General features: G+C 67.1%; 23 protein-coding genes. 12 read left to right on the top strand and 11 right to left on the bottom strand.

The features are described from left to right. Window positions 1-213: 213 nt before the first annotated feature. Genes flgH through BDW16_RS05655 form a run of 4 tightly spaced genes read right to left on the bottom strand, consistent with a single transcriptional unit; the run spans window position 214 to window position 2,993 of the window. Window positions 214-972: a flagellar basal body L-ring protein FlgH gene (gene flgH / locus BDW16_RS05670; protein ID WP_066578755.1), complete on the bottom strand. Its 759-nt coding sequence runs from the start codon at window positions 970-972 to the stop codon at window positions 214-216. Window positions 973-986: 14 nt separating this feature from the next. Then, window positions 987-1,427 carry a flagellar basal body P-ring formation chaperone FlgA gene (flgA, locus tag BDW16_RS05665; protein WP_241910305.1) on the bottom strand — a complete coding sequence of 147 codons (441 nt, stop codon included), beginning with the start codon at window positions 1,425-1,427 and terminating at the stop codon, window positions 987-989. A 2-nt stretch (window positions 1,428-1,429) separates the two neighbouring features. Further along, window positions 1,430-2,215 (bottom strand): flagellar basal-body rod protein FlgG, encoded by a 786-nt coding sequence (flgG, locus tag BDW16_RS05660; RefSeq protein WP_066578753.1) that lies wholly within the window; start codon window positions 2,213-2,215, stop codon window positions 1,430-1,432. A 34-nt stretch (window positions 2,216-2,249) separates the two neighbouring features. Then, window positions 2,250-2,993 carry a flagellar hook-basal body complex protein gene (locus BDW16_RS05655; protein WP_066578813.1) on the bottom strand — a complete coding sequence of 248 codons (744 nt, stop codon included), beginning with the start codon at window positions 2,991-2,993 and terminating at the stop codon, window positions 2,250-2,252. A 147-nt stretch (window positions 2,994-3,140) separates the two neighbouring features. Between BDW16_RS05655 and BDW16_RS05650 the strand changes: the two genes are divergently transcribed. The 4 genes from BDW16_RS05650 to BDW16_RS05635 are packed head-to-tail and all read left to right on the top strand — an operon-like array spanning window position 3,141 to window position 5,768. Beyond that, window positions 3,141-3,647, top strand: coding sequence for a flagellar basal body-associated FliL family protein (locus BDW16_RS05650; protein ID WP_066578804.1), 507 nt, complete (start codon window positions 3,141-3,143; stop codon window positions 3,645-3,647). Beyond that, on the top strand, window positions 3,644-4,663 hold the full coding sequence (gene fliM / locus BDW16_RS05645) for a flagellar motor switch protein FliM (protein WP_066578743.1): 1,020 nt from the start codon (window positions 3,644-3,646) through the stop codon (window positions 4,661-4,663). The genes BDW16_RS05650 and fliM overlap by 4 nt, the downstream gene beginning before the upstream one ends. Next, on the top strand, window positions 4,660-5,127 hold the full coding sequence (locus BDW16_RS05640; protein ID WP_066578740.1) for a hypothetical protein: 468 nt from the start codon (window positions 4,660-4,662) through the stop codon (window positions 5,125-5,127). Before fliM ends, BDW16_RS05640 begins: the two co-directional genes overlap by 4 nt. Further along, window positions 5,124-5,768, top strand: coding sequence for a MotE family protein (locus tag BDW16_RS05635; protein WP_109790537.1), 645 nt, complete (start codon window positions 5,124-5,126; stop codon window positions 5,766-5,768). The genes BDW16_RS05640 and BDW16_RS05635 overlap by 4 nt, the downstream gene beginning before the upstream one ends. A 62-nt stretch (window positions 5,769-5,830) precedes the next feature. Here BDW16_RS05635 and BDW16_RS05630 read toward each other — a convergent pair whose 3' ends face one another. Next, on the bottom strand, window positions 5,831-6,226 hold the full coding sequence (locus tag BDW16_RS05630) for a flagellar basal body-associated FliL family protein (RefSeq protein WP_066578737.1): 396 nt from the start codon (window positions 6,224-6,226) through the stop codon (window positions 5,831-5,833). 105 nt (window positions 6,227-6,331) lie between these two features. Between BDW16_RS05630 and BDW16_RS05625 the strand changes: the two genes are divergently transcribed. Together BDW16_RS05625 and BDW16_RS05620 are read left to right on the top strand one after the other, a co-directional pair. Next, window positions 6,332-6,586 carry a hypothetical protein gene (locus BDW16_RS05625; protein ID WP_066578734.1) on the top strand — a complete coding sequence of 85 codons (255 nt, stop codon included), beginning with the start codon at window positions 6,332-6,334 and terminating at the stop codon, window positions 6,584-6,586. Continuing rightward, window positions 6,583-8,343: a YbbN family protein gene (locus BDW16_RS05620; RefSeq protein ID WP_066578725.1), complete on the top strand. Its 1,761-nt coding sequence runs from the start codon at window positions 6,583-6,585 to the stop codon at window positions 8,341-8,343. Before BDW16_RS05625 ends, BDW16_RS05620 begins: the two co-directional genes overlap by 4 nt. A 242-nt stretch (window positions 8,344-8,585) precedes the next feature. On the opposite strand, the gene BDW16_RS05615 is transcribed toward BDW16_RS05620, so the two are convergent. From BDW16_RS05615 to flgE, 3 genes are read right to left on the bottom strand one after another with little or no spacing between them, the layout of a single operon-like run. Further along, window positions 8,586-9,494 carry a flagellin gene (locus BDW16_RS05615; protein WP_066578723.1) on the bottom strand — a complete coding sequence of 303 codons (909 nt, stop codon included), beginning with the start codon at window positions 9,492-9,494 and terminating at the stop codon, window positions 8,586-8,588. 30 nt (window positions 9,495-9,524) lie between these two features. Next, window positions 9,525-11,621, bottom strand: coding sequence for a flagellar hook-associated protein FlgK (locus BDW16_RS05610; RefSeq protein ID WP_066578716.1), 2,097 nt, complete (start codon window positions 11,619-11,621; stop codon window positions 9,525-9,527). 51 nt (window positions 11,622-11,672) lie between these two features. Then, window positions 11,673-12,983 carry a flagellar hook protein FlgE gene (gene flgE / locus BDW16_RS05605; RefSeq protein WP_066578712.1) on the bottom strand — a complete coding sequence of 437 codons (1,311 nt, stop codon included), beginning with the start codon at window positions 12,981-12,983 and terminating at the stop codon, window positions 11,673-11,675. A gap of 174 nt (window positions 12,984-13,157) precedes the next feature. On the opposite strand from flgE, the gene BDW16_RS05600 reads away from it, so the two are divergent. The 6 genes from BDW16_RS05600 to BDW16_RS05575 all read left to right on the top strand — a co-directional run bounded on the left by BDW16_RS05600 (window position 13,158) and on the right by BDW16_RS05575 (window position 18,961). Further along, on the top strand, window positions 13,158-13,559 hold the full coding sequence (locus tag BDW16_RS05600; RefSeq protein WP_066578709.1) for a flagellar biosynthesis repressor FlbT: 402 nt from the start codon (window positions 13,158-13,160) through the stop codon (window positions 13,557-13,559). 37 nt (window positions 13,560-13,596) lie between these two features. Then, window positions 13,597-14,922: a flagellar protein export ATPase FliI gene (gene fliI / locus BDW16_RS05595; protein WP_066578707.1), complete on the top strand. Its 1,326-nt coding sequence runs from the start codon at window positions 13,597-13,599 to the stop codon at window positions 14,920-14,922. Then, window positions 14,919-15,356: a hypothetical protein gene (locus BDW16_RS05590; protein ID WP_066578704.1), complete on the top strand. Its 438-nt coding sequence runs from the start codon at window positions 14,919-14,921 to the stop codon at window positions 15,354-15,356. The genes fliI and BDW16_RS05590 overlap by 4 nt, the downstream gene beginning before the upstream one ends. Next, window positions 15,353-16,342, top strand: a complete 990-nt coding sequence (locus BDW16_RS05585; protein WP_066578702.1) for a peptidoglycan-binding protein — start codon at window positions 15,353-15,355, stop codon at window positions 16,340-16,342. The genes BDW16_RS05590 and BDW16_RS05585 overlap by 4 nt, the downstream gene beginning before the upstream one ends. Window positions 16,343-16,485: 143 nt before the next feature. Next, on the top strand, window positions 16,486-17,367 hold the full coding sequence (locus BDW16_RS05580) for a sigma factor (RefSeq protein WP_066578700.1): 882 nt from the start codon (window positions 16,486-16,488) through the stop codon (window positions 17,365-17,367). A gap of 163 nt (window positions 17,368-17,530) precedes the next feature. Beyond that, window positions 17,531-18,961 (top strand): alginate export family protein, encoded by a 1,431-nt coding sequence (locus tag BDW16_RS05575; RefSeq protein ID WP_066578698.1) that lies wholly within the window; start codon window positions 17,531-17,533, stop codon window positions 18,959-18,961. A gap of 17 nt (window positions 18,962-18,978) precedes the next feature. Here BDW16_RS05575 and BDW16_RS05570 read toward each other — a convergent pair whose 3' ends face one another. The 3 genes from BDW16_RS05570 to flaF all read right to left on the bottom strand — a co-directional run bounded on the left by BDW16_RS05570 (window position 18,979) and on the right by flaF (window position 22,868). Next, window positions 18,979-19,599: a response regulator transcription factor gene (locus BDW16_RS05570; protein ID WP_066578696.1), complete on the bottom strand. Its 621-nt coding sequence runs from the start codon at window positions 19,597-19,599 to the stop codon at window positions 18,979-18,981. Next, window positions 19,596-22,328, bottom strand: a complete 2,733-nt coding sequence (locus BDW16_RS05565; RefSeq protein WP_066578694.1) for a PAS domain-containing sensor histidine kinase — start codon at window positions 22,326-22,328, stop codon at window positions 19,596-19,598. The genes BDW16_RS05570 and BDW16_RS05565 overlap by 4 nt, the downstream gene beginning before the upstream one ends. Window positions 22,329-22,505: 177 nt before the next feature. Continuing rightward, window positions 22,506-22,868, bottom strand: coding sequence for a flagellar biosynthesis regulator FlaF (gene flaF, locus BDW16_RS05560; RefSeq protein WP_066578693.1), 363 nt, complete (start codon window positions 22,866-22,868; stop codon window positions 22,506-22,508). Between the last annotated feature and the right edge of the window lie 137 nt (window positions 22,869-23,005).

The following is a 23,005-nucleotide window of genomic DNA, read 5'->3' as shown; positions in this document are numbered from 1 at the left end:
ACTTCTGCAGCCTGTAGCAGGGGGACGCTGCCACCCGTATGGCCCATGTTCTGCGGGTCATAATCTATTCTAGGAAGTTATTTTCCTGTCCCGTTTTCGGGGCGAATTTTATTTTCCGGACTCAGTCGCGTCCCGGAAAGACGCATCCCGTGCCCGCCTGGGAGCATGGCGGGCACGGGATGGCTGGTGATCCCGCGCATCGGCGCGAGGAGGTCAGAAGGGGAAGAGCGCGTCGTAGATCTGCTGCCCCCAGCGCGCCTGCTGCGCGTCGGTCAGCTGACCGCGCCCGCCATAGCTGATGCGCGCATCGGCGATCTGGCTGTGACGGATGCTGTTGTCGCGGGCGATGTCTTCGGGGCGGATCACGCCGGTGACGACCAGTTCGCGCAGCTCGAAATTGACGCGCACCTCCTGGCGGCCACGGATCATGAGGTTGCCGTTGGGCAGCACGTCCATGATCAAGGCGGCGACCGTCATGTTGATCTGTTCGCTGCGCGAGGTGTTTCCGGCACCCGTCGCGCGCGAATCCGAACTGGTATCGACCAGCTTGGACGGATCGGGATTGCCGGGCAGGATCTTGCCGATCTGGCTTTCAAGGCCGAGCAACGCGGCGATGCCGCCACTCTCGCTGCCTGCACGGGTGCGGGTCGTGGCGTTGTCGACCCGGGCGTTGTCCGCAATGTTGATGCGGATGGTGACGATATCCCCGACGCGCGAGGCGCGCTGGTCGCGGAAGAAGGCACCCGCGCCGGTGCGGAACAGCGAGGCGCCGCCGGGCGCGGTCTCCGCAAGGCTCGCCGAGCCGCCACGGCCCTGCGCCGCAGCATTGCCGATCGAGGGTTCGACGCGGGGCGCGACCGGGGCTTCGGCTTCGCTCATGCGCGGCGGTTTGCCGATTGCCTTGAGTCGCCCGACCGCACCGCAGCCGGACAGCATCGACGCCGCGAGGATGGCGGGAAGAACATATTTCATGGTTGCCGGCTCACTTATGGGGCGATGAGGCGCACCTGGCCTGGCGTGTCGGCCACGGCGTTCAGCGTGCGGTTGGTACTGAGGTTTAGGACGCGGACCACTTCGCCCTTGCCGGCATCGGCGAGGGCGCGGCCGGTGGCGGTGATCCGCAGCCCGTCCGAGATCAGTGCGATGGTCACCGCCTCCCCGCGCCGGACGACGCGCGGCGCCGCGATGTCGGTGGCGCGCACGGGGCTTCCTGCGGCGAGGCGGCGCGTGGCCTCCTGTCCCTCGGCATCGCGGGGCTGGGTGGCCCCGCGCGCGGCGGCCGGCGCAAGCGGGGCGGTGGTGAAGTCCGACGCGCTCAGCATCTCGCCCTTCTCGACCGCGCGGGCGAGGACGGGCGTGTCGGCTGGTGCCGGGGCCGGGGTGAGCGGACCTGTCGCGGCGAGCAGGGCGAGAGCGATCATCGCCATGATCAGCGCAGCTGTGCCGAGGTGGCGAGCATCTCGTCGGCCGCCTTCACGACGCGGCTGTTCATCTCATAGGCGCGCTGGGCGGTGATGAGCGAGGTGATCTCCGACACCGGGTTGACGTTCGAAGCCTCGACGAAGCCCTGGGTCAGGGTCCCGAACGACGGCTCGCCCGGGCTCGCGACGGTGGGCTGCCCGGACGCCGCGGTCTCGAGGAAGAGGTTCGAGCCGATCGCCTCGAGGCCCGCTTCGTTGATGAAGGTCGCCAGTTCGAGCTGGCCGACGGTCTGCAACTCGGTCTGGCCAGCGACCTTCACCTGCACTTCGCCGGTCTTGGAGACGATCACGTCGAGCGCGCCCTGCGGAATGGTGATGTCGGGCTGGACGCGATAGCCGTCGGTCGTCACCAGTTCGCCCTGGTCGGAGAGCTGGAACGAGCCGGCGCGAGTATAACCCAGCTCGCCCGACGGCATCATGATCTGGAAATAACCCGGACCGTCGATCGCCATGTCGTAGCGGTTGCCGGTGTTGGTCATCGCGCCCTGTTCGGTGATGCGATAGACGCCGCCGGTGCGGACGCCCGCACCGATCTGGATGCCCGAGGGTACGCGGGTTCCGTCCGCGCTGGTCGCGGCGCCGGGGCGCGACACCTGCTGGTAGAGCAGGTCCTGGAACTCCGCCCGCTGCCGCTTGAACGCGGTCGTGTTCATGTTGGCGATGTTGTTCGAGATGACATCGACATTGGTCTGTTGGGCCAGCATGCCGGTCGAGGCGATGGAAAGCGTACGCATGGAAGCTCCTTTGCGAAATCAGATGTGAATGAGGTCAGCCGATGCGGCCGAGGCGGTTGATCGCCTGCTTGCGCATGTCGGCCATGTCTTCTGAGAGGCGTCGGCTGGTCTGGTAGGACCGCATGATGTCGACCATGTTGGTCGTCTCCACGATCGGCTCGACGTTGGAGGCCTCGACGCCGCCGCGGCGCAGCTTGGTCTCCGCCGCAGCCATGAAGCGACCGCCCGTGCCCGTCAGCATGCCGTCGCCGCGCACTTCGAGCATGTTCTCGTCGGCAAAGCTGGTGACGGCGAGGCGGCCGACCGGCGCGTCCCCGGCCATCACCGATCCGTCTTCGGAGATGGTGACGTTGCGCATCTGATCGGGCGGCACGTTGATCGCCCGGCCATTCTCGTCGAGAAACCGCTGTCCGCCCGAGGTTGCAAGATCGCCATTGTCGAGGATCTTGATAAAGCCCGCCCGCGTATAGGCGACGGTGCCGTCGGGGTTCTGGACGTTGAGATAGCCCGGCCCTTCGATCATCACGTCGAGCGGGTTGCCGGTGGACTGGAATGCGCCCTGCCGCGTGTCGTGGATCGCGCCATAATCGAGCACGAAGCTGGTCTTGCGCGCGTCCTCGATCTGCGCCTGCTGCACCTGCTCCACATATTCGTGGAACAGCGCCTGCTCGCGCTTGAAACCGACCGTGCTGGCATTGGCCATGTTGTTCGCCGTGATGTCCATCTGCCGGCGCAGCGCCTGCTCGTGGCTCAACAGAACGAAGGATGAAACGTCCATTCCGGGCACCTTGCTGAAAAAGATCGCGATATTCGGCGCTAGGCACAAATTGCCGTGCGTCCCTCCTATAATAGAGGCGTGAACGCCAAAGCGGACGCGGACGGCATCTAATCGATGCGACGGTCCAAGGTTCAAAGGGGAATGAATGTGGCGAGTGACGCGATCATTGACGTGACGCCGATAGAGGTGCGCAAGGACAAGCCGAAGACCCGCACGAAACTGCTGATCGCCGGGAGCGGCGCGGCGCTGCTGCTGGCGGCGGCGGGCGGCGGGACCTGGTGGATGCTGCGCGATACGGGCGGCGGGGATGAGGCCGCGGCGCCGGCCGCCGCATCGGCCGCGACGGATGGTGCATCCTATATCGAAGCGCCGACGCTGACGGTCAATCTGCGCAGCGGCGACGGCCAGGCGCGTTTCCTGAAGCTGCGTTTCATCCTGGTCGCCGCCAACCCGGGCAAGGTGGACAGTATCAAAGAGCGGCTGCCCGTGGTGCTCGATGCGCTGCAGCCGTTCCTGCGCGAACTGCGCCCGGAAGACCTCGCCGGATCGGCTGCGGTGTTCCGCATCAAGGAGGAAATGATGTCGCGTACGACCCAGGCGCTGGGCGCGGGCACGGTGCGTGACGTGCTGATCCAGGATCTGGTGCAGCAATGAGCGACGATTTCGACGATTTCGTCCTTCCCGATCCGCCCAAGATGGCGCCGGGCGAGGGGGACACCTTCGATCAGGCGGGTATCGACGCGCTGTTCGGGTTTCCGGATGCCGCGCAGCAGCAGCCCAAGAGCGGTCTCAAGGCCGTCATCGAATCCAACGTCATCAGCTATGAACGGCTGCCGATGCTGGAGGTGGTGTGCGAACGCATGGTGCGCACCTTCGCGACCTCGATGCGCAACCTCACCTCCGACGCGATCGACGTCACGCTGGAGGAGATCACCTCCACGCGCTTCGGCGAGTTCATGAGCCATGTCGCACTGCCGGCGATGTTCGGCGTGTTCAAGGTGCGCGAATGGGAGAATTTCGGCGTTGTCACCGTCGATTCCGGCCTGATCTATGCCGTGGTCGATGCGCTGCTGGGCGGGCGCCGCGGCAACGCGCCGCTCAAGGTCGAAGGCCGCGCCTTCACCACCATCGAAACCCAGCTGGTCTGGAAGATGGTCGAACTGGCGCTGGAGGAGCTTTCGCGCTCGTTCGAAGCAGTCGAGCCGGTGACGATGGAGTTGGAGCGGATCGAGGCCAGCCCTCGCTTCGCCGCCATCGCGGGCCCGAGCAACATCACTGCGGTGGCCACTTTCCGCGTCGATATGGAAGGGCGCGGGGGCAAGTTCAGCGTGCTGCTGCCCTATGCCACGCTCGAGCCTGTCCGTACCAAGCTGCTCCAGCGCTTCATGGGCGAAAAGCTCGGCCGCGATCGCATTTGGGAAACCCATATGGCGAGCGAACTGATGAGCACCGCCGTGACCGTCGATGTGGTGCTCGGCGAGAAATTGATGCCGCTGCGCGAAGTTACCGGCCTGAAGGTCGGCCAGACCATTTCACTAAACCGCGGCCCCGACGATGCGCTTCAGGTCCAGTGCGGCGGTATGCCGCTGGGCCAGGCGCATATCGGCCAGCGTTCCCAGAATATCGCCATCCGCATGGCGACCGACATCTCGAAAGGATATTCCCGATGACGTTCGTGACTTTCAGCAATGCGCTGGTGATGCTGCTGTGCGTGGCGGTGATCGTGCAGACCCTGCGCGTGAGCAGGAGCATCCGCGATCTGCGCGCGGCCTCGCTGGGCGATAGCGTGACGCAGCTCGAACGTGCGACCGGCCAGGCCCGGGCGGTGCTGGGCGAGCTCAGGGCGCTGCTCGCCAATGAGGCGGTCGCTCAGAGCCGCGGCGCGGCGAACAGCGAAGCGCTGCGCGATGAGCTCGCGGTGATGGTCGGGATCGGCAATTCGGTTGCCGACCGGATCATGGAGGCTGTTGCCGCACAGAATGAAGCCCAGGCGCTGGAAGCCGCCGCGAAGGAGGCGTCCGTGCGCCGCCAGCGCAAGCCGCGTTCGCGCACGGCATCGGGCCGGCGCAAGGCGACGGGCGCGGTGAAGGTCCCGACGGTGACGGCCGCGATGCCGGTGGCGGGGCACGCATGAGAACGCTGAAGCTTCCTGCCTTGCCTTTGCCCAAGGGCAAAGGCGGCGATCTTCTTCTCTACGCGCGCAGGCCATCCACGCTGTTGCTGGGGGCGGCCGGCATCGGCGTGATCGCCAATGCCTGGGCGCTCGCCGCGCCGCTCGCGTCGGACCCGGCGCCGGCAAGCCGCCTCGGCGTGTCGTTGCAGGACAGCATGGCCCAGCGCGACCGCACGCTGGCAGCGGAGAAGCGCAAGCTGGAGATGCGCGAGCAGGCGGCAAAGGCAGGTGAAGCCCGGCTGGCGGCAGAGATGCGCGCGCGCCAGGAGCAGTCGGGCAGCACCGATCCGGCGCAGGGCGCGTCGGTAGAGCCGAACCAGCCCTATGACGACCTTGCCCGCATCTATCAGACGATGAAGCCCGCGCGCGCGGCGCCGATCTTCGAAAAGCTCGATCTGGAGGTGCAGACACAGGTGGCGCGGCGGATGCGCGAACGATCGGCGGCGCTGCTGATGGCGGCGATGAGCCCCAATGCCGCGGCCGAGCTCACGATGTCGCTCGCGGGGCGCAAGGTGATCCAGCGGCCGCAACCGGCGGTCCGTGCGGCGCCGTCCGGACCACGAACTTCACCGGCAGGCGGTCCGCCGACGGCCGGAAAATAGGCGCAAAGGAAAGGCCGCTTCCAATCCCGGAAGCGGCCTTTTTTGCGCGGTGAAAAGCAAGATCAGGCGGCCAGTGCCGAAACCTTGACGATCAGGATGCGCGCGATCGTGCCGTCGACGCCGCGCAGGGCGGGCTCCAGCGTGCCGGCCAGCTTGTGCACATTCACCGGCGTGAACGGCGAAGCGTGAAGCCGGGCGAATTCGATCGCGGCGCCCAGGCCGGCGGCGCGCAGCTCGGGCATCTTGCGCGCAAGGCGCGAAGCCCCCGCTGCGTCCCGCGCCTCGAGCACGATGGAAACGCGTAGCACCCCGTCGATCCGGCCGGCATCGACGATCGGCACGCTGATCTCGCCCAGCGCGACGAAGGGGGCGGTCGGCAGCTCCTGGGCATAGCCGGGTGCGGCGGCGGTGAAGGACGCGGCTGCAACGGCGCTGAGGGGCAGGGCGGAACGGATCATGCGTTACTCCGGATCGGCCGCCGCATCAGAATGTCACGGCCCCTTCGACCGCTCCGGCGTGCTTCTCCTTCTATAATAGAGGGAAATGTCTTGAGGCAGGTGAAGATGAGCAGCGACCAGCGGCCCGGTAAGGTCCGCGTCTTTTCCTCTCGTACGCCGCCGCCCGCTCCGGCGCGGCGTCGCGGCGATCAGGAGCGGGCGACCGGTCCGGCGGCGACGACGGCCGCGTCCTCCCCGCAGGCCGGGGATGCCGCGAGTCCAGGCCGCTCCCTGTTTCTCGCCGTTCCTTTCCTGTTGGGATGCGCGATCGGCGGCGCCGTGATCGCCTGGCTGGGCCTGATCCCGGGAGCCGCCTCGTGAAGCGGGCAATGTTGCTTGCCTCCGCCGCGATGCTGGTGGGTGCGGACCTGCCGCAGCCGGCGCCTGCCAGACCGACGCTCCCTGCGGCGCGTCTGCCGGGCTTTGCCGCCGATCTGGCGCAGCAGCCAGCGATCGAGGGCCCCGGGGCGTGGCGGATCATCGCCCAGGAAGATGCCTGGCGCAGCCTTGCCACGGCGCGGCTGGCGGATCGCCAGCAGGCGCGCTGGGACTATGCGCGCAGCCTGATCGCCCAGGAACGCGGCGCCGAGGCGCTCGGCGTGCTCGATGTGATGCGGCAGGACGATCCCGATCTCGCCATGGTCGATGCCTATCGGCTGGCGCGCGGTGCCGCGCTGATCCAGCTCGGACGGTTCGAGCAGGGATCGGCCGAACTGTCGGCATCCAGCCTCGCCAGCAATGCCGAAGCCTGTATCTGGCGGATGCGCGCATTGTCGCTCGGCGGCTTCGCCGAGCAGGCGCTGCAACAGATCGCTTGCGCGGCGCCTGCCTTTGCCGGGCCGCGCCGAAAGGCCTTCGCGCTCGCGGCGGCGCGCGCGGGGGTCGAGGGCGGGCGACCGGGCGACGCGCTCAAGTGGCTGAACGGCGTGCCTGACCGCGATCCTGCGGCGAACCTCTATCGCGGTCGCGCCGAGTTGGCGCTGGGTCAGCCCGATCAGGCGCGCCTCCGCTTTGCCCGGGTCGAACAGTCGGGCAACATGGCGCTGCGCATGGATGCCCGCCTCAGCCAGATCGAGGCGGAGGTGGCCAACGGATCGGTGACCGCGGAAGTGGCGCTCAAGCGCCTGTCGGCGCTGCGCTATGCGTGGCGCGGCGATGCGATCGAGGAGCGCGCGCTGCGACTGAGCTATCGCCTCAATGCTGGGCGTGACGACATAAGGGGATCGCTGGCTGCGGGCGCGGCGCTGTTCCGCTTCTTCGATGCGGGGCGGCAGGGGGCGGATTTCCTGCCCAGCCTTCAGGCGAAGCTGGCGCAGGCCCTTGATCCCGCCCGGAAATTGCCGCTGGAACAGGCGGCGGGGCTCTACTGGGACTATCGCGACCTTTCACCCAGCGGGGCGGAGGGCGATCTTCTTGTCAGCCGCCTTGCCGAGCGGTTGCAGGCGGCGGGGGTGTACAGCCGCGCCGCGGATCTGCTCGAATACCAGCTGTTCAACCGCGCGGGCGATCTGGCCCGCGGTCCGCTGTCGGCCCGGGTGGCGAGCTTGCATATCCTGGCGGGACGGCCCGACAAGGCGATCGACCTGCTCAAGCGATCGGCAGACCCGAATTATCCCGATGCGATGATCCATGCGCGCAAGCGGATGGAGGCGGTGGCGCTGACCCAGGTCGGGCGCGTATCGGAAGCCTTTGCGGTGCTGCAGGATGTGCCGGATGCGGTGGCGCTGCGGGCGGAGATCCTGTGGAAGCGGCGCGACTGGCTGGGGCTGGTTGCGGAAACGGCGGCAGGACTGCCGCGTGCCGGAGCGCTGAGCGAGGTCGATCAGGCTGTGGTGCTGCGCCACGCGATCTCGCTCGCCATGCTCGGGCGCGAGGATGGGCTGGCAGGGCTTCGAAGCCGTTACCAGGCGAGTTTTCGCGGACTCAAGACCGCGGCGGTGTTCGACATGCTCACCGGGGCGCCCGGCTCCGTCGATCCCGAGACGCTGGCGCGTGCCATGGCCGCGATGCCTGGCGCGAGCCCGGCGGGCGACATCGCCGCGCTGCTCGATCGCGCGCCGGGGAAGATCGGGGGGTAAGGGGAGGCGCGCGCTGCTCCTCGAGGGGCCATGCCATAAGACGGGCGGCCCGGCCTTGCGATCATGTCGCAAGGCCGGGCCGCCCGTTCCTGTAGGTGGGGCGGATGGAGCCGGGTCGTCCAGCGGAGACATCCGACGCGAAAAAAGGGCGCGGCGTGACGCCTGCCCCTGAGCCGGTCCTGGCCGGAAAGGTCATCTGACGCGGCCGGCACCGGGAACGGCCGGCCGCGCCAGTTCAGGCATCAATCCAGAAAGCGCACGAGCGACAGGCTGGAGAGCTGCGAGAAGACCGAATAGGAGGCCTCGAGGATCGTCTGGCGCTGCGAGATATTGAGCGCGACCTGGCCCAGATCGGCGTCCTCGACGGAGCCGATGACGTCGGTGAGGAGGATTTCGCGGTCGTTGGCGCGCGTCTCCATCATCTCGACCTGGTTCTGCTTGCGGCCGTTCTCGGCATTGACCGAGCGCACGCCGACCAGGCCGGCATCGATCTCGTCGAGCGCCTGACGGATCGCGGTCTTCTGCGCGTCGGTCAGCCGTTCGCCGATCGGGCCGGCAGCGGCGAGCGTCTTGAACGCGGGAACCAGACCGGCGCCGACATCGCTCGCGCCGACGCCATATTCGACATCGACACCGTCGCCGACCCGGGCCGATTGGCGGACCCCGTCGTTGACGAAGATGTCGGCAGGCGCCATCGCGGCCAGATCGGCCAGCGTCTCGGGCACCATCGGCAGATCGTTGGTCTGCGACCCGGCGAAGATCGGGATCCCCGACTCGGTCGCGTTGAGCGCCGCGCGCACATCGGCGAAGCTGCCTTCGATCAGATCCTGGATCCCCGGCGAGTTTCCGGTGCCCAGCGCGGTCATCAGTTCCTTGCGCAGGTTCGACACGCTTTCGTCGATCTGCGTAATGTTCGCATCGTAGAGCGAGAGGGTGGTGCCCACCCGGCTGGCCACCGACTGATAGCTTTGCTGCTGCAACAGCATCGAGCGTGCGGACAGGGTCCGAACCGCATCGATGCCGAGGCCTGCATAGTCATGCGCCTTCTTGCCGGTGTTCAACTGAAGCTGGCTGGCGCCCAGACTCTGCTGGGACCGCTGCATCGCCCCGGACAGCGTCCGTTGCAGGGGTATGGTCGCTACGCGTGTCATTGCTCTCAGTCCTTTCCGGCTTTCCGGCCGTTATCTGAGCATCTGGAGGAGGGTGTCGTACATTTCAGACGCGGTGGTCATCGCGCGTGCGGCGGCGGAATAGCTGTTCTGAAGCACCACCATCTGCGCCAGCTCTTCGTCGACATTGACGCCGGAATAATTGTCCCGCCGGCCAACCGCGTCGTCGAAGCGAGCCGCGGCGCCGGCGCGCGTGGTCTCGGCAAGCGAGGCTTCGGTGCCTGCGCCGCCCAGCAGGCGGCTGGCGAAGGTATCGATCGTGGCCTTGCCGTCCTTGCCGAAGTCGAAGCTCTTCGCGAGCTGATCGATGAACGCATTGGCGCCCGACAGGTCGCCGGCGCCGATCGCCTTGGTGTTCACCGCCGCGCCGATCTGAAGCCGGGCGAGCGGAAGGTTGCTGGCCTTTGCCAGAATGTCGGCGCGGACCTCGGCCGTGCCGAGACCGCTGGCAGTTCCGCTGAGGCCCGACAACGCCGAGAAGGACAGGCCGGTGCCGTGGCGGCTGGTGGAATCGGACGGGATCGAGATGGTCGATCCCGCGCTCGCGCCATTGGGCGTGAACTGCACACGACCCTTGGCGTCGAGTGCGAAGCTGCCGTAGCCGCCGAGCGGACTGGCGTTGAGCTCGGTCATCAGGTCGCCGAAGGTCGGGCCTGCCGATCCGGTCATCGTATAGCTGGCGAGCAGCTTGCCCGTCGGGTCGCGCAAGGCGATCTCGCTTGTTTCGCCGGCGCCGAAGCCGTGCGGGTCGGCCGGTTTGAAGCCTGACGGGACCAGCGCGCTGCTGTCCGAACGGATCAGGTTGTTGAGCCCGAAGAACTGCGAGAATCCGGTGCCCCCGCGATCGCTGGGCGTGGCCGGATGCTGCGCGATGGCGATGCCCTGGGCGGGATCGGTCGCCTTGATCGACAGCTTGCCGCCGGCGAAGCTGGCGGTGGCGTTGGGGCCGAGGCCGGCGTTGATTGCGGCCACCGCGTCGTCGACGGTGGCGCCGGCACCGAGCGCGTCGAAGTCGATCTCGACCTTCTGGAGCAGCGTTCCGTCGGCCTTGGCGACGGCGAACACGGCCTTGCCGGTAAAGCCCAGCCGGTCGGTGCCGATCAGGCCATTGGGTTCGCCGGTCAGCGCGTTGGGCGGCGGCACCGTGGTGCCCGCATTGGCGACGGCGTTGAGATTCTGTGCGAGGCCGGTGAAAAGCACGCCGAGCTGTTCGGAGAAACCGGGAAGCGCACGGTCGCGTATGTCCAGCAGACCGCCGAGCTTGCCTCCGATCGCCGCGGAATCGATCCGCTCGCCCGTTGATGCGCCCATCACGCCGTTGTCGGACGCGAACCGGATGTCGATCGGCGGATAGCTGTTCTGCGACGCGCCCGCTCCGGTGAGGTAGCTCAGCTGGCGCAGTCTCTTGTCGAGCAACACTTGGCCCGATGCGCTGTCGATCGTGACGCGCCCGTCGGGCTGCTCGCGGACGGTGACGTCGATGAGGCCGCTCAATTCCTCGAGGGCGCTCATCCGCTGGTCGGCGGCCCCCGAGGAGCTGCGCCCGAGACCATGGAGACGCGCCACTTCGCTGTTGAGGTCATGGATCTGACCGAGCAGCACATTGGCGCGCTGGATCGTGTAGCCGACCTCGGTCTCGACATCGCCGCGCAGGCTCGACACGTCCTTTTCCAGCCGGTGAATCGTGTCGATCGCGTCGGCGACGCTGCCGGTGAACAGCGTCACCGACTGGGTCGAGCCCTGAAGGCTGGTGATCTGCGCCGCCGCGGAGGAGAGCGCGCCGAGACGGGCGGCGAGGCCCGCACTGGAGTCCGGCGCGCCGAGCAGCGACTGAAGCCGGTCGAGATAGGAAGACACCGCCTCCGATCGCCCGGCGGCGCCGCCGCGCTGGTAGACCGCGTTCTCGAGGAACTTGTCGGCAATGCGCGAGGGTTCGCCGATGACAACGCCGGAGACGCGCCCGCCCGATACGCCGGTGCTGAGCGTCACCCGCTCGCGTGCATAGCCCGGCGTGCCGACATTGGCGATGTTGTTGGACACCGACCGCAGCCCCGCCTGCGAGGCGTTGAGGCCCGACATGGCTGAATTGAGAATCTCGTTCAGGGACAAGGCGGCGGGTCCTTCAACTGGCTTTGGGAGACGGGGCGGGCGCGGTCAGGGTCAGCGCTTGAGGTTGCTGACTTCCTGCAGCATGTCGTCGACGGTCGTGATGATCTTCGACGATGCGCTGTAGGCGCGCTGGAACAGGATCATGTTCGAGAATTCCTGCGCCAGATCGACGTTGGAGGCCTCGAGCTTGCCCGCTGCGATCGTTCCCGCACCCAGCGCGCCGGGCTTGTTGATCGCGAAATTGCCCGAATCCTGCGACATCATGTAGGCGTTGCCGCCGATCCGGGTCAGGCCGTCCGGGTTCTGGAAGGTCGCGATCGGCAACTGATAGATCGCGCGCGAGGTGCCGTCCTCGAAGATGGCGCTGACGATGCCGGCGTCCGAAATCTCGACCGAGGCCACCGTGCCCAGCATACCGCCGTCGACCGAGGACGACAGCAGCCCGGATTCGTTGGCGGATTGGGTGAGGCCATCGAGACCGTCGTCGCTGCCCAGGCTGAGGCGGATCGGGGTCGAGCCGGCGCCATTGGTCCAGCCGATATCGAGATTCGCGAACAGGGCGGGATCGGATCCTGCAAGGTCGAGGCTGCCGTCCGGGTTGAACTTGACCTTGCCGCTCGCCAGCAGGCCGGTCGCGACGGGCGCTCCGCCGACGGTCTGGATGTCAGCCGGGTTGCCGGAGATTTCCGCGACCCATTCATTGGCGGCGGTCTTCACGAAATTGAAGGTCAGACGGTGCGACGTGCCCTGCGCGTCATAGACATCGACCGAGCGCGAGAATTGCGGCGAGAGCGCACCCGATGCCATCGATCCGGGCACATAGGCGCCGGTAATCGGCGTGGCGGTCGACTGGAGATTGGCGCGCAGCGCGATCTTGCTGGTCGGCATCGCCGATCCGGTCAGCGCGTTGGGGCGGATCGACTGGAGCGTGTTGAGATTGCCATTGTCGACATAGTTGCCGTCGGCGTCGAGCGGCCACCCCTGCAGGTAGTAGCCCGCCGAATTGCGCAGATAGCCCTGCGAGTCCGGCGTGAAGGAGCCCGCGCGGGTGAACGACACGTCGTCTCCGGTGCCCGAACGGACGACGAAGAAGCCCGAGCCGTCGATACCGATGTCGGTGAGGCTGCTGGAAGCCTGGAGCAGACCCTGCTTGGAGATCAGCGCCTTGGGCGTGGCGCTGACGCCGCCCGCCGAGTAATTGCTGCGCACGCGACCGTCGGTTACGAGCGTCTGGAACTGGGCCGAAACGCCCTTGTAGCCGATGGTGTTCACATTGGTGATATTGTCCGCGACGGTCGCCATTGCGCTCGCCTGGGCTCCGAGACCGGAGACGCCGGCATAAAGAGCGGAATAGAGGCTCATATCATTCTCCCATGCGTGGGCGGCGTGCTCGGCATGCCCGACCCGATTACGGGACTATTGTAGGAGGGATTCCGGCGGCCCCGTTCGAGGGGAGGCGAAAAATACCGTGCCCGGCAAAAGCTGCCGGGTGATTTCATCCTATAATCCCAGCATGGACTTTGTGGGGACAGTCGGATGACGCTTCGTATTTCGCTTCGTAACGGGGAACCGGTGATCGTGAACGGCGCGGTGCTCCGTTCGGTCGGCCGCACCGATCTCATGGTGGAGAACAACGCCACCGTCCTGCGCGGCCGCGACGTGATGAAGCCGGAAGAGGCCGACAGCCCCGCGCGCCAGCTCTATTTCGCCTGCATGATGGCCTATATCGACCAGGGCGACCTCAAGACGCATCAGGACGCGTTGCTCGAGCGGCTGGAACGCCTGATGGCGGCGCTGGAATCGCAGGAGGCCAAGGCCGCGTGCATCCGGTTCGCACAGAAGGTCGCGACCGGGCAATTCTATCCCGCGCTGGCGGATTGCCGCTGGCTGATCGGCTATGAGACCGAGGTTCTGAACCGGGCGGCACTGGCCGCCTGATCTTCCGCATCCACCGATCGTTCCGGGAGAACGTCCGATGACCACATTGGCAGCGGCGGCCGCTGGGCTGCGCCTGCTCAACCCCGATCGCCGTTACGGTCACGTCGTCGCCGTGCGCGGCGCGCTGATCGAGGTGGAGGGGCTGGCGGGCGCCGCGCAGATCGGATCGCGGGTGAAGCTCGATACGCCGTCCGGCCATGTCGAGGCGGAGGTCACCGGGCTCGATCACGGCATCGCCCACTGCATGCCCTTCAGCGAGCCTCAGGGTATCGCATCGGGCACGCGCGCAGATCTGGCGGCCAGCCAGTTCGGCCTGCGCCCGAGCGCGGGCTGGCTCGGCCGGATGGTCGACGGGCTCGGCCGGCCGATCGACGGCAAGGGTGCGATGGTGCCCGGCGCCGACCTGCGACTGATCAAGTCCTCGCCCCCGCCCGCCTCTGCCCGGGCTCGGGTCGGCGAGCGGCTCGGCACCGGGGTCCGCGCGCTCGACCTGTTCGTGCCGCTCTGCCGCGGCCAGCGGCTCGGCCTGTTCGCGGGATCGGGCGTCGGCAAGTCGGTGCTGCTGTCGATGCTGGCGCGTTGGACCGACTGCGACGTCGCGGTGATCGGCCTGATCGGCGAGCGCGGCCGCGAAGTGCAGGAATTCGTGCAGGACGATCTTGGCGATGAGGGGCTTGCCCGCAGCGTCGTGGTGGTCGCGACCTCCGACGAGCCGGCGCTGATGCGGCGGCAGGCGGCGTGGACGACGCTCACCATCGCCGAATATTTCCGCGACCAGGGCCTCAACGTGCTGTGCCTGATGGATTCGGTAACGCGCTTTGCGATGGCGCAGCGCGAGATCGGCCTGGCCAGCGGCGAACCGCCGGCGACCAAGGGCTATACCCCGACCGTCTTCGCCGAGCTGCCGCGCATGCTGGAGCGTGCCGGGCCGGGGCTGCCGGGGCAGGGGAGCATCACCGGGCTGTTCACCGTGCTGGTCGATGGCGACGATCACAACGAGCCGGTGGCGGACGCGGTGCGTGGTATTCTGGACGGGCATGTCGTGATCACCCGCCAGATCGCCGAACGCGGCCGCTATCCCGCGATCGACGTGCTCAAATCGGTATCGCGCACGCTGCCGCATTGCCTGTCGGAAGACGAGAACCGGGTGCGGCTCGCGGCAAGGCGCGAACTGTCCACCTTTCGCGACATGGAGGAGATGGTCCGGCTGGGCGCCTATCGCGCCGGATCGAGCGAAGAGGTCGACCGCGCCGTCGCGCTCGCCCCGCAGATCGAGACGCTGCTGAACCAGGGCAAGCAGGAGCGCGGCTTCGCGCAGCAGAGCTTTGCCGACCTTGCCGCGCTTGTCGGAGACGAAGGATGAAGACCCCCTATGACGCCGCGATCCGTGTCCAGCGGCGCGAGATCGACGCGATGAGCGTGGCGATCAACCTGCAGGTCAACCTGCTCAACCAGATCGATCAGGCGCGGGAGGAGGTTCGGACGAGCATCGTCCGCGAGGCGGATGTGGCCGCGGCGGACCTCAGTATCTCCTCGCACGCCTATATGGAGCGCATCCGCGCCGAGCAGAACCGGCTGACCCGCGACGGCGCTGCGCAGGGCGCGCGGCTCGACCAGCTGCGCAACAAGGCGGCGAGCGCCTATGGCGCGTATCGCGCGATCGAGGTCGCGGCCGAGGGCTTTGTCGCGGATGCGAACCGCCAGAGCGCGAATGCCGAGCAGGCCGGGATCGACGACAGCTCGGCGGTGGCGTTCCTGAAAGCGCGGCGGACCCCACGCGGGAAGAGCGGGCGATGATCGCCGCGACCGGCATGTCCGGACTCGATCCCACGCAGAAGGCGCAGGTCATCTACGCCCATGCGCGCAGCGAGATGGCGGGCCGCCTGTGGCGCGCCGCGCTGGGCAGCGACGATACTGGCGCGAAGACGGTGCTGAACGACAGCAATCTGCCGATGAGCCTCGAATCGCTGCTCTCGCTGCTTGAAGAGCGGACGGGCGAAGCGCCGTCGCGACCGGCGCAGGCGCAGACCGCGTCACCCGTTCCCGGGCGTGAGCCGGCGTCTGCGGAGGCGCCGGTGCGCTGGCAGGGGCAGGGGACGCAGGAGGACCCCGCATCGTCAGGCGGCCCGCGCGGCTATGGTCCCAACGCGGCCTATGTCGGAACGCTTCGGGCAGCCGCCCAGCGCACCGGGCTTCCCGTCGCCGCACTCGCCACGATCGTGCACGCCGAGGCGGCGAAAGGCGCGGACGGGCGCTGGCTGCCCTATTCGCGCAACCCGCGCTCGAGCGCGGCAGGGCTGGGCCAGTTTCTCAGCGGGACATGGCGCGGCGAGGCCGAGCGCGAAGGGACCTGGCTGAACACTGTCGCGCGGCGGCAGGGCTGGCTCAACGAGCGCGGCAAGGTGAGGGGCGAGAACAAGGCGGCGCTGCTCGCGCTGCGCTACGATCCCGACGCCGCGATCCAGGCGACCGCGGACTATGCCAAGGCCAATCTCGATTCGCTTCGCAATGCAGGTGTCTCCTTGGGCGAGGGCGGAAAGTCAGGTGCGCAGGCGCTCGCCCAGGCCGCCTATCTTGGCCACCATCTGGGGCGCGGCGACGCGATCCGCTTTCTCAAGGGCGGGCTGGATCAGGATCGCGCGCGCACGCTGCTCAACGCGCAGATCGGCTCGGTCAACGCCAGCCGCCGGATCGCCGCCAGCGGCTGTGCGACCACAGCGCACCGTGCCTGGCTGCTCGATTATATCGGCCGCAACATCCGCCCTGAGCGCTTCAACGCCTGACCAGGCTCGCCGGCCGCGACACCACGCGAAAAAACGTGATGGTTGAATTATAGGATTAGCGGCTTGTTAACTATTTTAAAGGATAACGTCTCTGTCGAAACGGCGCGCCGGGGGGCGGCGCCGCGACATCGGAAGGACTGAACATGTCGAAGATCACCATCGCGCTGGAAGCCGCCGTCGCTACCGTTAAGGAAAATCTGCCCGCCGAAGGCGAACGTCAGACCGCCCGCCAGCGCGCCGCCATCGACAAGGCCTTCGCCCGCATCCTCACGCTCATCGCGCCGCGCATCCGCCATTTCATCCGGCAGTATGGCCTGGCCGGGCATTGGGACGATGCCGAGCAGGTCTGCTCCATTGCCGTACACCGCGCGATCGAGGCCTATGACCCGGAGAAGGCACAGTTCACCACCTTCGTGAACTGGCAGCTGCGCGGTGAGTTGCAGAGCCTCCGCTTTCGCCTGATGACGGACCAGCGCCCCTCGGCGCGGAAGGTCGAGGCGACCACCGTATCGCTCGACGCGATCAGCATCGGCGAGGACGGCGAAGACATTTCCGCCATCTCGCTGATCGAGGACGAGGAGGCGCTGAGCCGGACCGAAGCTGCGGCCTCGGCCTATCTCGCCGAAGCGGCGACGGCGACGCTGATCGACGGCTATATCGAGCATCTGCGCAACGTTGCGCTCGACCGGATGCGCCGCCAGGCGCGGCCCAAGCGCGCCGCGAAGCGCGCCGCCGCAGAGCAGCGCCAGTCGGTGTGGCGGGCGGAAAATCTGGCCATCGATCCGGCGGCGATGGCCGAACTGGAAATGCGCCTGCTCCACAATCGCGAAGTGGTCGAGCGGCGGCTGTTCGACATCTCGACGCTCGATGCGATCGAGGGAGATACCAGCGTCAACAAGGAGCGTGTACGCCAGATCGCCAAGCGTGCCGCCAAGGCGATGGCCGAACTGGCGGACGTGGACCCGCGCTTCGCCATCATGGCAGAGTATCGCGACGCGGCTCCGGCGCGCCCGACGGTGCATTGATCCGCCGCTCCGGCTCAAAAAATATAGGATAATGACTTTCCGGGCGCCTCACGGCGCCCGTCATTCTGTTGCCGGGATGGGCAGGCTGCAAGATTTCCTCGCCGCGACGCCCTCCGCACGATCCGGCGTTCTATAAGGGATCATCGTTCCTGGAGTTCCCTTCATGCCTCATGTTCCGACCGCCGCGCGCCATCGCAGCGCGCGACGCTTCCTTTCGCTTCCGGCCCCTCGCCGTATCGCGGCCGGCCTGACGGCCGCCGCCTTGTTCTGCGGGCAGAGCGGCGCGGCAATGGCCGGCCAGACGCTGCACGAGGCGCTGGGCGCGCCCGACGAACTGACCATCAAGGGCATGGTCCGGTCGCGGATCGAGGGGATTGACGGCCAGTTCCGGCCCGATGCCGCGGAGAGCGATTTCCTCTGGTCGATCAAGACCACCCTTCTGGTCGACTATGATGGCGGCCCGGTTCGCGTCGGCGGCGAGTTGTGGGATGCCCGCGCTTATGGCCAGGCGAAGACGTCCTCGGCCGGAACCGGCGAAGTCAATGCGCTCGAACTGGTACAGGCCTATGCCGGCGTCGATTTCAGCCTGGGTAGCAAGGTGGGCGGCGCGCTGACGGCTGGCCGGTTCACGATGGACATCGGTTCGCGGCGCCTCGTCGCGCGGCAGACCTTCCGCAACACCAGCAACGCCTTTACCGGCGCGAACCTGATCCTGAATGGCAAGGGGGGCGACCGGCTGACCTTGCTGTGGGCGATGCCGCAGATCCGTCTGCCTGACGATCGCGACGGTATCTTCGACAATCGCGTCAAATGGGACAAGGAAAGCAGTGCGCTGCAGTTCTTCGGCGGCAGCTTCACCAAGGGCGGCGTCTTCGGCGGAACGCTGGAAGTCTATGCCTATGGTCTGCTCGAACGGGATTCGGCGGACCGGCTGACGCGCAATCGCAGGCTGGTGACCCCCGGTCTGCGCGCCTTCCGCAAACCCAAGGCCGGACGGATCGATTATGATCTGGAAGGTGCCTATCAGTTCGGCGAGACCCGCGGATCGACCCGCGCGAACGACCTCGCCGATCTCGATGTCTCGGCCTATCTGGTCCATGCCGAGCTCGGGCGGACCTGGACCGGCGGCTGGCAGCCGCGTGTGGCCGGGCTTTTCGACCTGGCGAGCGGCGACCGGGCCGAGGCGCACAGCTACAACCGTTTCGATACGCTCTTTGGCGCGCGGCGCTTCGATTTCGGGCCGACGGCGATCTATGGCCCGGTCCACCGCTACAACATGATGTCGGGCGGGGTGCGCCTTGAAGCCAAGCCGGGCAAGTCGTCCGACGTGATGCTGACCTACCGCGCGCTCTGGCTCAACTCGCGCACCGACAGTTTCGCGGCGACGGGCGTCCGGGATGCGGCGGGGCGGGCAGGGCGGTTCGCCGGCCATCAGCTCGATGCACGCCTGCGCCATTGGCTGGTGCCGGATCTGGTCCGGATCGATACCGGCCTTGCCTATCTGGCGAAGGGCCGTTTCCTGACCGATGCAGCCAACGCGCCCGCGACCGGGGACACGCGCTATGGCTATGTCGATCTCTATCTGGAGTTCTGAACGGCCGCGGCCGGCGCTCAGCCTTCGGGGTAGAGGCCGGCCGCAAACGCGATGCCGAGCGCTTCGGAGAGGCTGCGGACGTTGAGCTTCTCCATCAGCTTGGCGCGATAGATCTCGATGGTCCGGGGGCTGATCCCCAGATCATGCGCGATCAGCTTGTTCGACCGCCCGTCCATCAGCCCGATCAGGACGTCGCGCTCGCGCAGCGAAAGCGAATTGATCTTCGCGATCGCCTGCGCGCGCCGCGTCACGGCCCGCTGCGCCTGGGTCAGCTGGGAGAAGACCATGTCGATCGCTTCGAACAGGCGCAGGTGGTTGCAGGGCTTTTCGAGGAAATCGAGCGCACCGAGCTTCATCGCCTGAACCGCAAGGCTGACATCGCCTTCGCCCGTGAGCACCACGGTGCCGAAGCGCGCGGTATCGGCGGCAAGCGCCTCGAGCACGCCGAGGCCGCCGGTTCCGGGCATCTGGAGATCGAGCAGCAGGCAGCCCGAGGGCAGGTTCGCCGCCTCTGCCAGAAACGCGTCTCCGGAGGAAAACTCGCGCAGCGCATGATCGGGCAGCACACGCAGCAGGTGGATCAGGGACGTGCGGACGGACGTGTCGTCGTCCACGATGAAGATGTTGCGCACGGTCATCCGGCAGCCCTCAGTTCCACCTCGCGCGGGGCGCGATAGACGGGAAGGGTGAATTCGAACGCGGCGCCGCCCTCAGGCCGGTTGGACAGCGTCACGGTGCCGCCATGCGCCTCGACGATGCGGCGGCAGATGGAAAGGCCAAGCCCCAGCCCGTTGGCGCGAGTGGACATGAAGGTCTCGAACGGCCGGCCGATGATCGAAGTCGGAAAGCCGGGGCCGTTGTCCAGCAGCCGAATCAGGACATGGTCGTCCGACGCTTCGACGGCGGAGATGATGATCTCCGGATTCTTCGTGCCGTCGGCGGCGAAGGTCTCGAGCGAGTTGTTGATGATGTTGACCAGAACCTGCTGGATCTGGATCTTGTCGACCGCCACTTCGCGAGCGGTTGCCACCGGCTGGTAGATCAGATTGACGCCGGCATGCCGCGTTCCCGACCAGGCGAGCTGGAGACCGTCGGCGATCAGCGTGTTGATCGCCAGCGGACGGATATCGAGGTCCCCGCGCGCGACGAAGGCGCGCATCCGGCGGATGATCTCCCCTGCGCGGAGCACTTCCTGATTGGCGAGATCGACCAGCTCGCGGAGCTGCTCTGCCGATCCCCCCATGCCCAGCCGCATGTGCGCGGCGCCGAGGAAGTTGGCGGTGGCGGTCAGCGGCTGATTGAGCTCGTGCGCCAGCCCCGCCCCCATCTCGCCCATCGCGCTGACGCGCGAGGCGTGGAGCAGTTCGCCGTGCAGCTCGTTGAGGCGCGCCTGGGTTGCGATCTGTTCGCGCAGGCTGCGGACGAAGGCGATCGAGATATGCTCGTTGCCGATCGTGGTTTCGCCGACGACCAGTTCCACCGGCATGGCATTGCCCTCGCGGTCGCGGCCGTCCGTCGTCTGCGGCGGGGAGGCTTTGGTCGGGCTGGACTGTCTGGAGACCGCGGAGCGAGGCCCCGTCGCTGCCTTGGCATAGTCGGGGAGTAAGGTTCGGATGTCCCGGCCGGTCACTTCCTCGGCGGCAAAGCCGAACAGCCGCTCGGCTGCTGTCGAGAAGGAGCGGACCTGGCCCGCCTCGTCGATGGTGATCATCGCCTCGGGAACCGTTTCCAGGATGGAGCGAAGCTCGAACTCGCGTGCTTCCAGCATCTCGGTCCGCCGCTCGCGTTCGGTGGCGTCCATGATGATGCCGACCATCGACAGCCCTTCGGCATCGGGCCGGTGGTGGAAGAAGATCGATCCTTCGACGATGACCTGCTGCTCCTCGTCCGCGGTGCAGAGGCGGAATGGACGGCGAAGGCTGCTGTAGCGGGGCACCAGTTCGTTCGACAGGATATCGGTGCCGAACCGGCGGCGGACATGGCTCCGCCATTCTTCCATACCGCCGCTGAACGAGCCGGGCTCGAGGCCGAACAGGCGCTCGGCATGGGGCGACAGTCGCACCTTGTCGTCCGCCTCGGTCCATTCGAAGAGACCCAGTTCGTGGAGGTCGGCGGCAGCGGCGAGCCGCGCCTCGCTCGCCCGCATGGCCTGCTCGGCGCGCTGCCGCTCGGTAATGTCCTTCATCGACAGGACGAGCATCGGATCGATGTCGGCGCGGGGCTGGACGAGCTGCCGCGATTCCAGGATGCGCAGCGGGGTCCCGTCGCGATGCCGCTCGGTGATCTCGGCTTCCTGCGGGCAATCCGGGGTCAGCGGGCGCATCGGGCCGGGAGGCTGCACTGCGCCGGTCAACTCGTGCTTGATCCGTCCGCGCGCTTCGGCGGCGGGCCAGCCATAGAGCTGCTCGCAGCCCTTGGACCAGCGGATGATGCGGCCGTCGATATCGGCAATGGCGATCGGCGCGGAATCGATGGCGACGCTGAACGCCCAGCGGGTCGTGCTTTCGCGCCCGATCCGGATCCATGCCCAGGCGATGAGCGCACAGGAAATCGCGACCTGTGCCGAGGCCTGGATGATCTCGCTCATTTCCTGCGTGACCTGCCCGTTCTTGTAGAGCGAGAGCTGCCAGAGCGCCGAGACGACCGGCAGCATGATGCAAGGTATCAAGATCCATTGCAGCGTCCGGCGCTGCATCCCGCAATGGATGTTGCTGGACCAGGCGACATGCCGCCGCTGGGCGATGATCGCGATCGAAATGGCGATCAGCGTGGTCGCGGTCGGCACCGACATCAACGCCCGCCGGGTCTCCGGCGCAGCAGACGCTATGCCGAGCGGGAGCACCATGCCGGAGATGATCGCGATCGAGAAGCTGAGGCACGCCAGCCCGGTGACCATGCTGCGCACCGCCCCGAGACGGCAGGTGGTGGCGATCGAAGCCAGTGTCAGGAAGAGCATCGACAAGGCCGGCATTACGCCCGGGCGGCCGGGATAGATGCGCGGCTGATGCTCGATGCTGTGCGGCGAGAGAAGCCGGTCGATCGGCCATTGCGCGCCGGTGAGTTCCTGCACGAGTACCATCGCTGCGACGAACAGCGGAATGACCGCGATGATGCGCGCGGCGGCGGCATGCCCGCTCGCTGCGCAGAAGAAGCACGTGGCGAGGCCGATGCAGCCGACTGCGGTCCAGGGCTGCATGAGGATTTCGTCGCGGCCGAAGCTCGCGACGCCGAGATTGTTCGTGAACCAGCCGCCCAGAACGGCGACGCAGATGATGAGGGCAAGGGCGATCAGGGAGGGGACTGCCGGCGTAAGACGGACAGGTATTTTTCCGCCCGCGCTGAGCGGCGGTTGTCTCACGGTATTCATTCCCCCGCTCGTAATGCGTGACACGGCATAGCAGCATGCCGGTCCGGGGCGAATGCGGCGTTTGACCGCGATTGTAAATATTTCCGACGCGTTAAATGTGGAGCGTCGCGGTCGAATAAACCTATATAGTTGAAAACTAGCGGCAAATAAGATGATTACGATACCGTAACCATATTGTCAGACCGCTTCGCGATTTTCGTGCGAAAGTCCCTCGATGATCGCGCGGTTAACTAGGATCAGGTCGTCGATGGACTCGCGCCCCCGCACGACGTCGGACGTATGCCGCTCCACCCACATCGCGATCGAGATAATGCGCGCGCGCAGTTCTTCGGGCAGCTGGTTCTCGGGATCGGCACAGAGCGTCGAGAAGGTGGTCCAGACGCGGCGGTTATGGTGCAGCGCGGGCATCAGTCCGGCGCCCGAGAGGCCTGCGTCCCGGGCCGCGATCAGTTCCGCTGTGACCTGGCTCATCAGGCGATACTCGGTGCCGCGCGGAGTGGCCGCGATTTCCTGCGCGCGGCGATAGGCATTGAGAGACATTGAGCGCTCCGGACATGGGTACCCGTCCATTATAGGATGAACGATCCCTAGGCGGCCGGCACGACTCCAACTTTCGGGATCGGGTGCGTGCCGGCATCAAAAAAACGCCCGAACGCCCGGGAGTGCAGGCGATCGCC

It is taken from the genome of Sphingomonas koreensis (assembly GCF_002797435.1).
GTDB lineage: Bacteria > Pseudomonadota > Alphaproteobacteria > Sphingomonadales > Sphingomonadaceae > Sphingomonas > Sphingomonas koreensis.
This window is presented reverse-complemented; position numbering and strand designations above follow the sequence as displayed.

What these genes read in the sequence shown, in the direction of transcription:
- flgH (WP_066578755.1), bottom strand. Translation starts at nt 972, where the DNA reads ATGAAATATGTTCTTCCCGCCATCCTCGCGGCGTCGATGCTGTCCGGC.
- flgA (WP_241910305.1), bottom strand. Translation starts at nt 1,427, where the DNA reads ATGGCGATGATCGCTCTCGCCCTGCTCGCCGCGACAGGTCCGCTCACC.
- flgG (WP_066578753.1), bottom strand. Translation starts at nt 2,215, where the DNA reads ATGCGTACGCTTTCCATCGCCTCGACCGGCATGCTGGCCCAACAGACC.
- BDW16_RS05655 (WP_066578813.1), bottom strand. Translation starts at nt 2,993, where the DNA reads ATGGACGTTTCATCCTTCGTTCTGTTGAGCCACGAGCAGGCGCTGCGC.
- fliM (WP_066578743.1), top strand. Translation starts at nt 3,644, where the DNA reads ATGAGCGACGATTTCGACGATTTCGTCCTTCCCGATCCGCCCAAGATG.
- BDW16_RS05640 (WP_066578740.1), top strand. Translation starts at nt 4,660, where the DNA reads ATGACGTTCGTGACTTTCAGCAATGCGCTGGTGATGCTGCTGTGCGTG.
- BDW16_RS05635 (WP_109790537.1), top strand. Translation starts at nt 5,124, where the DNA reads ATGAGAACGCTGAAGCTTCCTGCCTTGCCTTTGCCCAAGGGCAAAGGC.
- BDW16_RS05630 (WP_066578737.1), bottom strand. Translation starts at nt 6,226, where the DNA reads ATGATCCGTTCCGCCCTGCCCCTCAGCGCCGTTGCAGCCGCGTCCTTC.
- BDW16_RS05625 (WP_066578734.1), top strand. Translation starts at nt 6,332, where the DNA reads ATGAGCAGCGACCAGCGGCCCGGTAAGGTCCGCGTCTTTTCCTCTCGT.
- BDW16_RS05615 (WP_066578723.1), bottom strand. Translation starts at nt 9,494, where the DNA reads ATGACACGCGTAGCGACCATACCCCTGCAACGGACGCTGTCCGGGGCG.
- flgE (WP_066578712.1), bottom strand. Translation starts at nt 12,983, where the DNA reads ATGAGCCTCTATTCCGCTCTTTATGCCGGCGTCTCCGGTCTCGGAGCC.
- BDW16_RS05600 (WP_066578709.1), top strand. Translation starts at nt 13,158, where the DNA reads ATGACGCTTCGTATTTCGCTTCGTAACGGGGAACCGGTGATCGTGAAC.
- fliI (WP_066578707.1), top strand. Translation starts at nt 13,597, where the DNA reads ATGACCACATTGGCAGCGGCGGCCGCTGGGCTGCGCCTGCTCAACCCC.
- BDW16_RS05590 (WP_066578704.1), top strand. Translation starts at nt 14,919, where the DNA reads ATGAAGACCCCCTATGACGCCGCGATCCGTGTCCAGCGGCGCGAGATC.
- BDW16_RS05585 (WP_066578702.1), top strand. Translation starts at nt 15,353, where the DNA reads ATGATCGCCGCGACCGGCATGTCCGGACTCGATCCCACGCAGAAGGCG.
- BDW16_RS05580 (WP_066578700.1), top strand. Translation starts at nt 16,486, where the DNA reads ATGTCGAAGATCACCATCGCGCTGGAAGCCGCCGTCGCTACCGTTAAG.
- BDW16_RS05575 (WP_066578698.1), top strand. Translation starts at nt 17,531, where the DNA reads ATGCCTCATGTTCCGACCGCCGCGCGCCATCGCAGCGCGCGACGCTTC.
- BDW16_RS05570 (WP_066578696.1), bottom strand. Translation starts at nt 19,599, where the DNA reads ATGACCGTGCGCAACATCTTCATCGTGGACGACGACACGTCCGTCCGC.
- BDW16_RS05565 (WP_066578694.1), bottom strand. Translation starts at nt 22,328, where the DNA reads ATGAATACCGTGAGACAACCGCCGCTCAGCGCGGGCGGAAAAATACCT.
- flaF (WP_066578693.1), bottom strand. Translation starts at nt 22,868, where the DNA reads ATGTCTCTCAATGCCTATCGCCGCGCGCAGGAAATCGCGGCCACTCCG.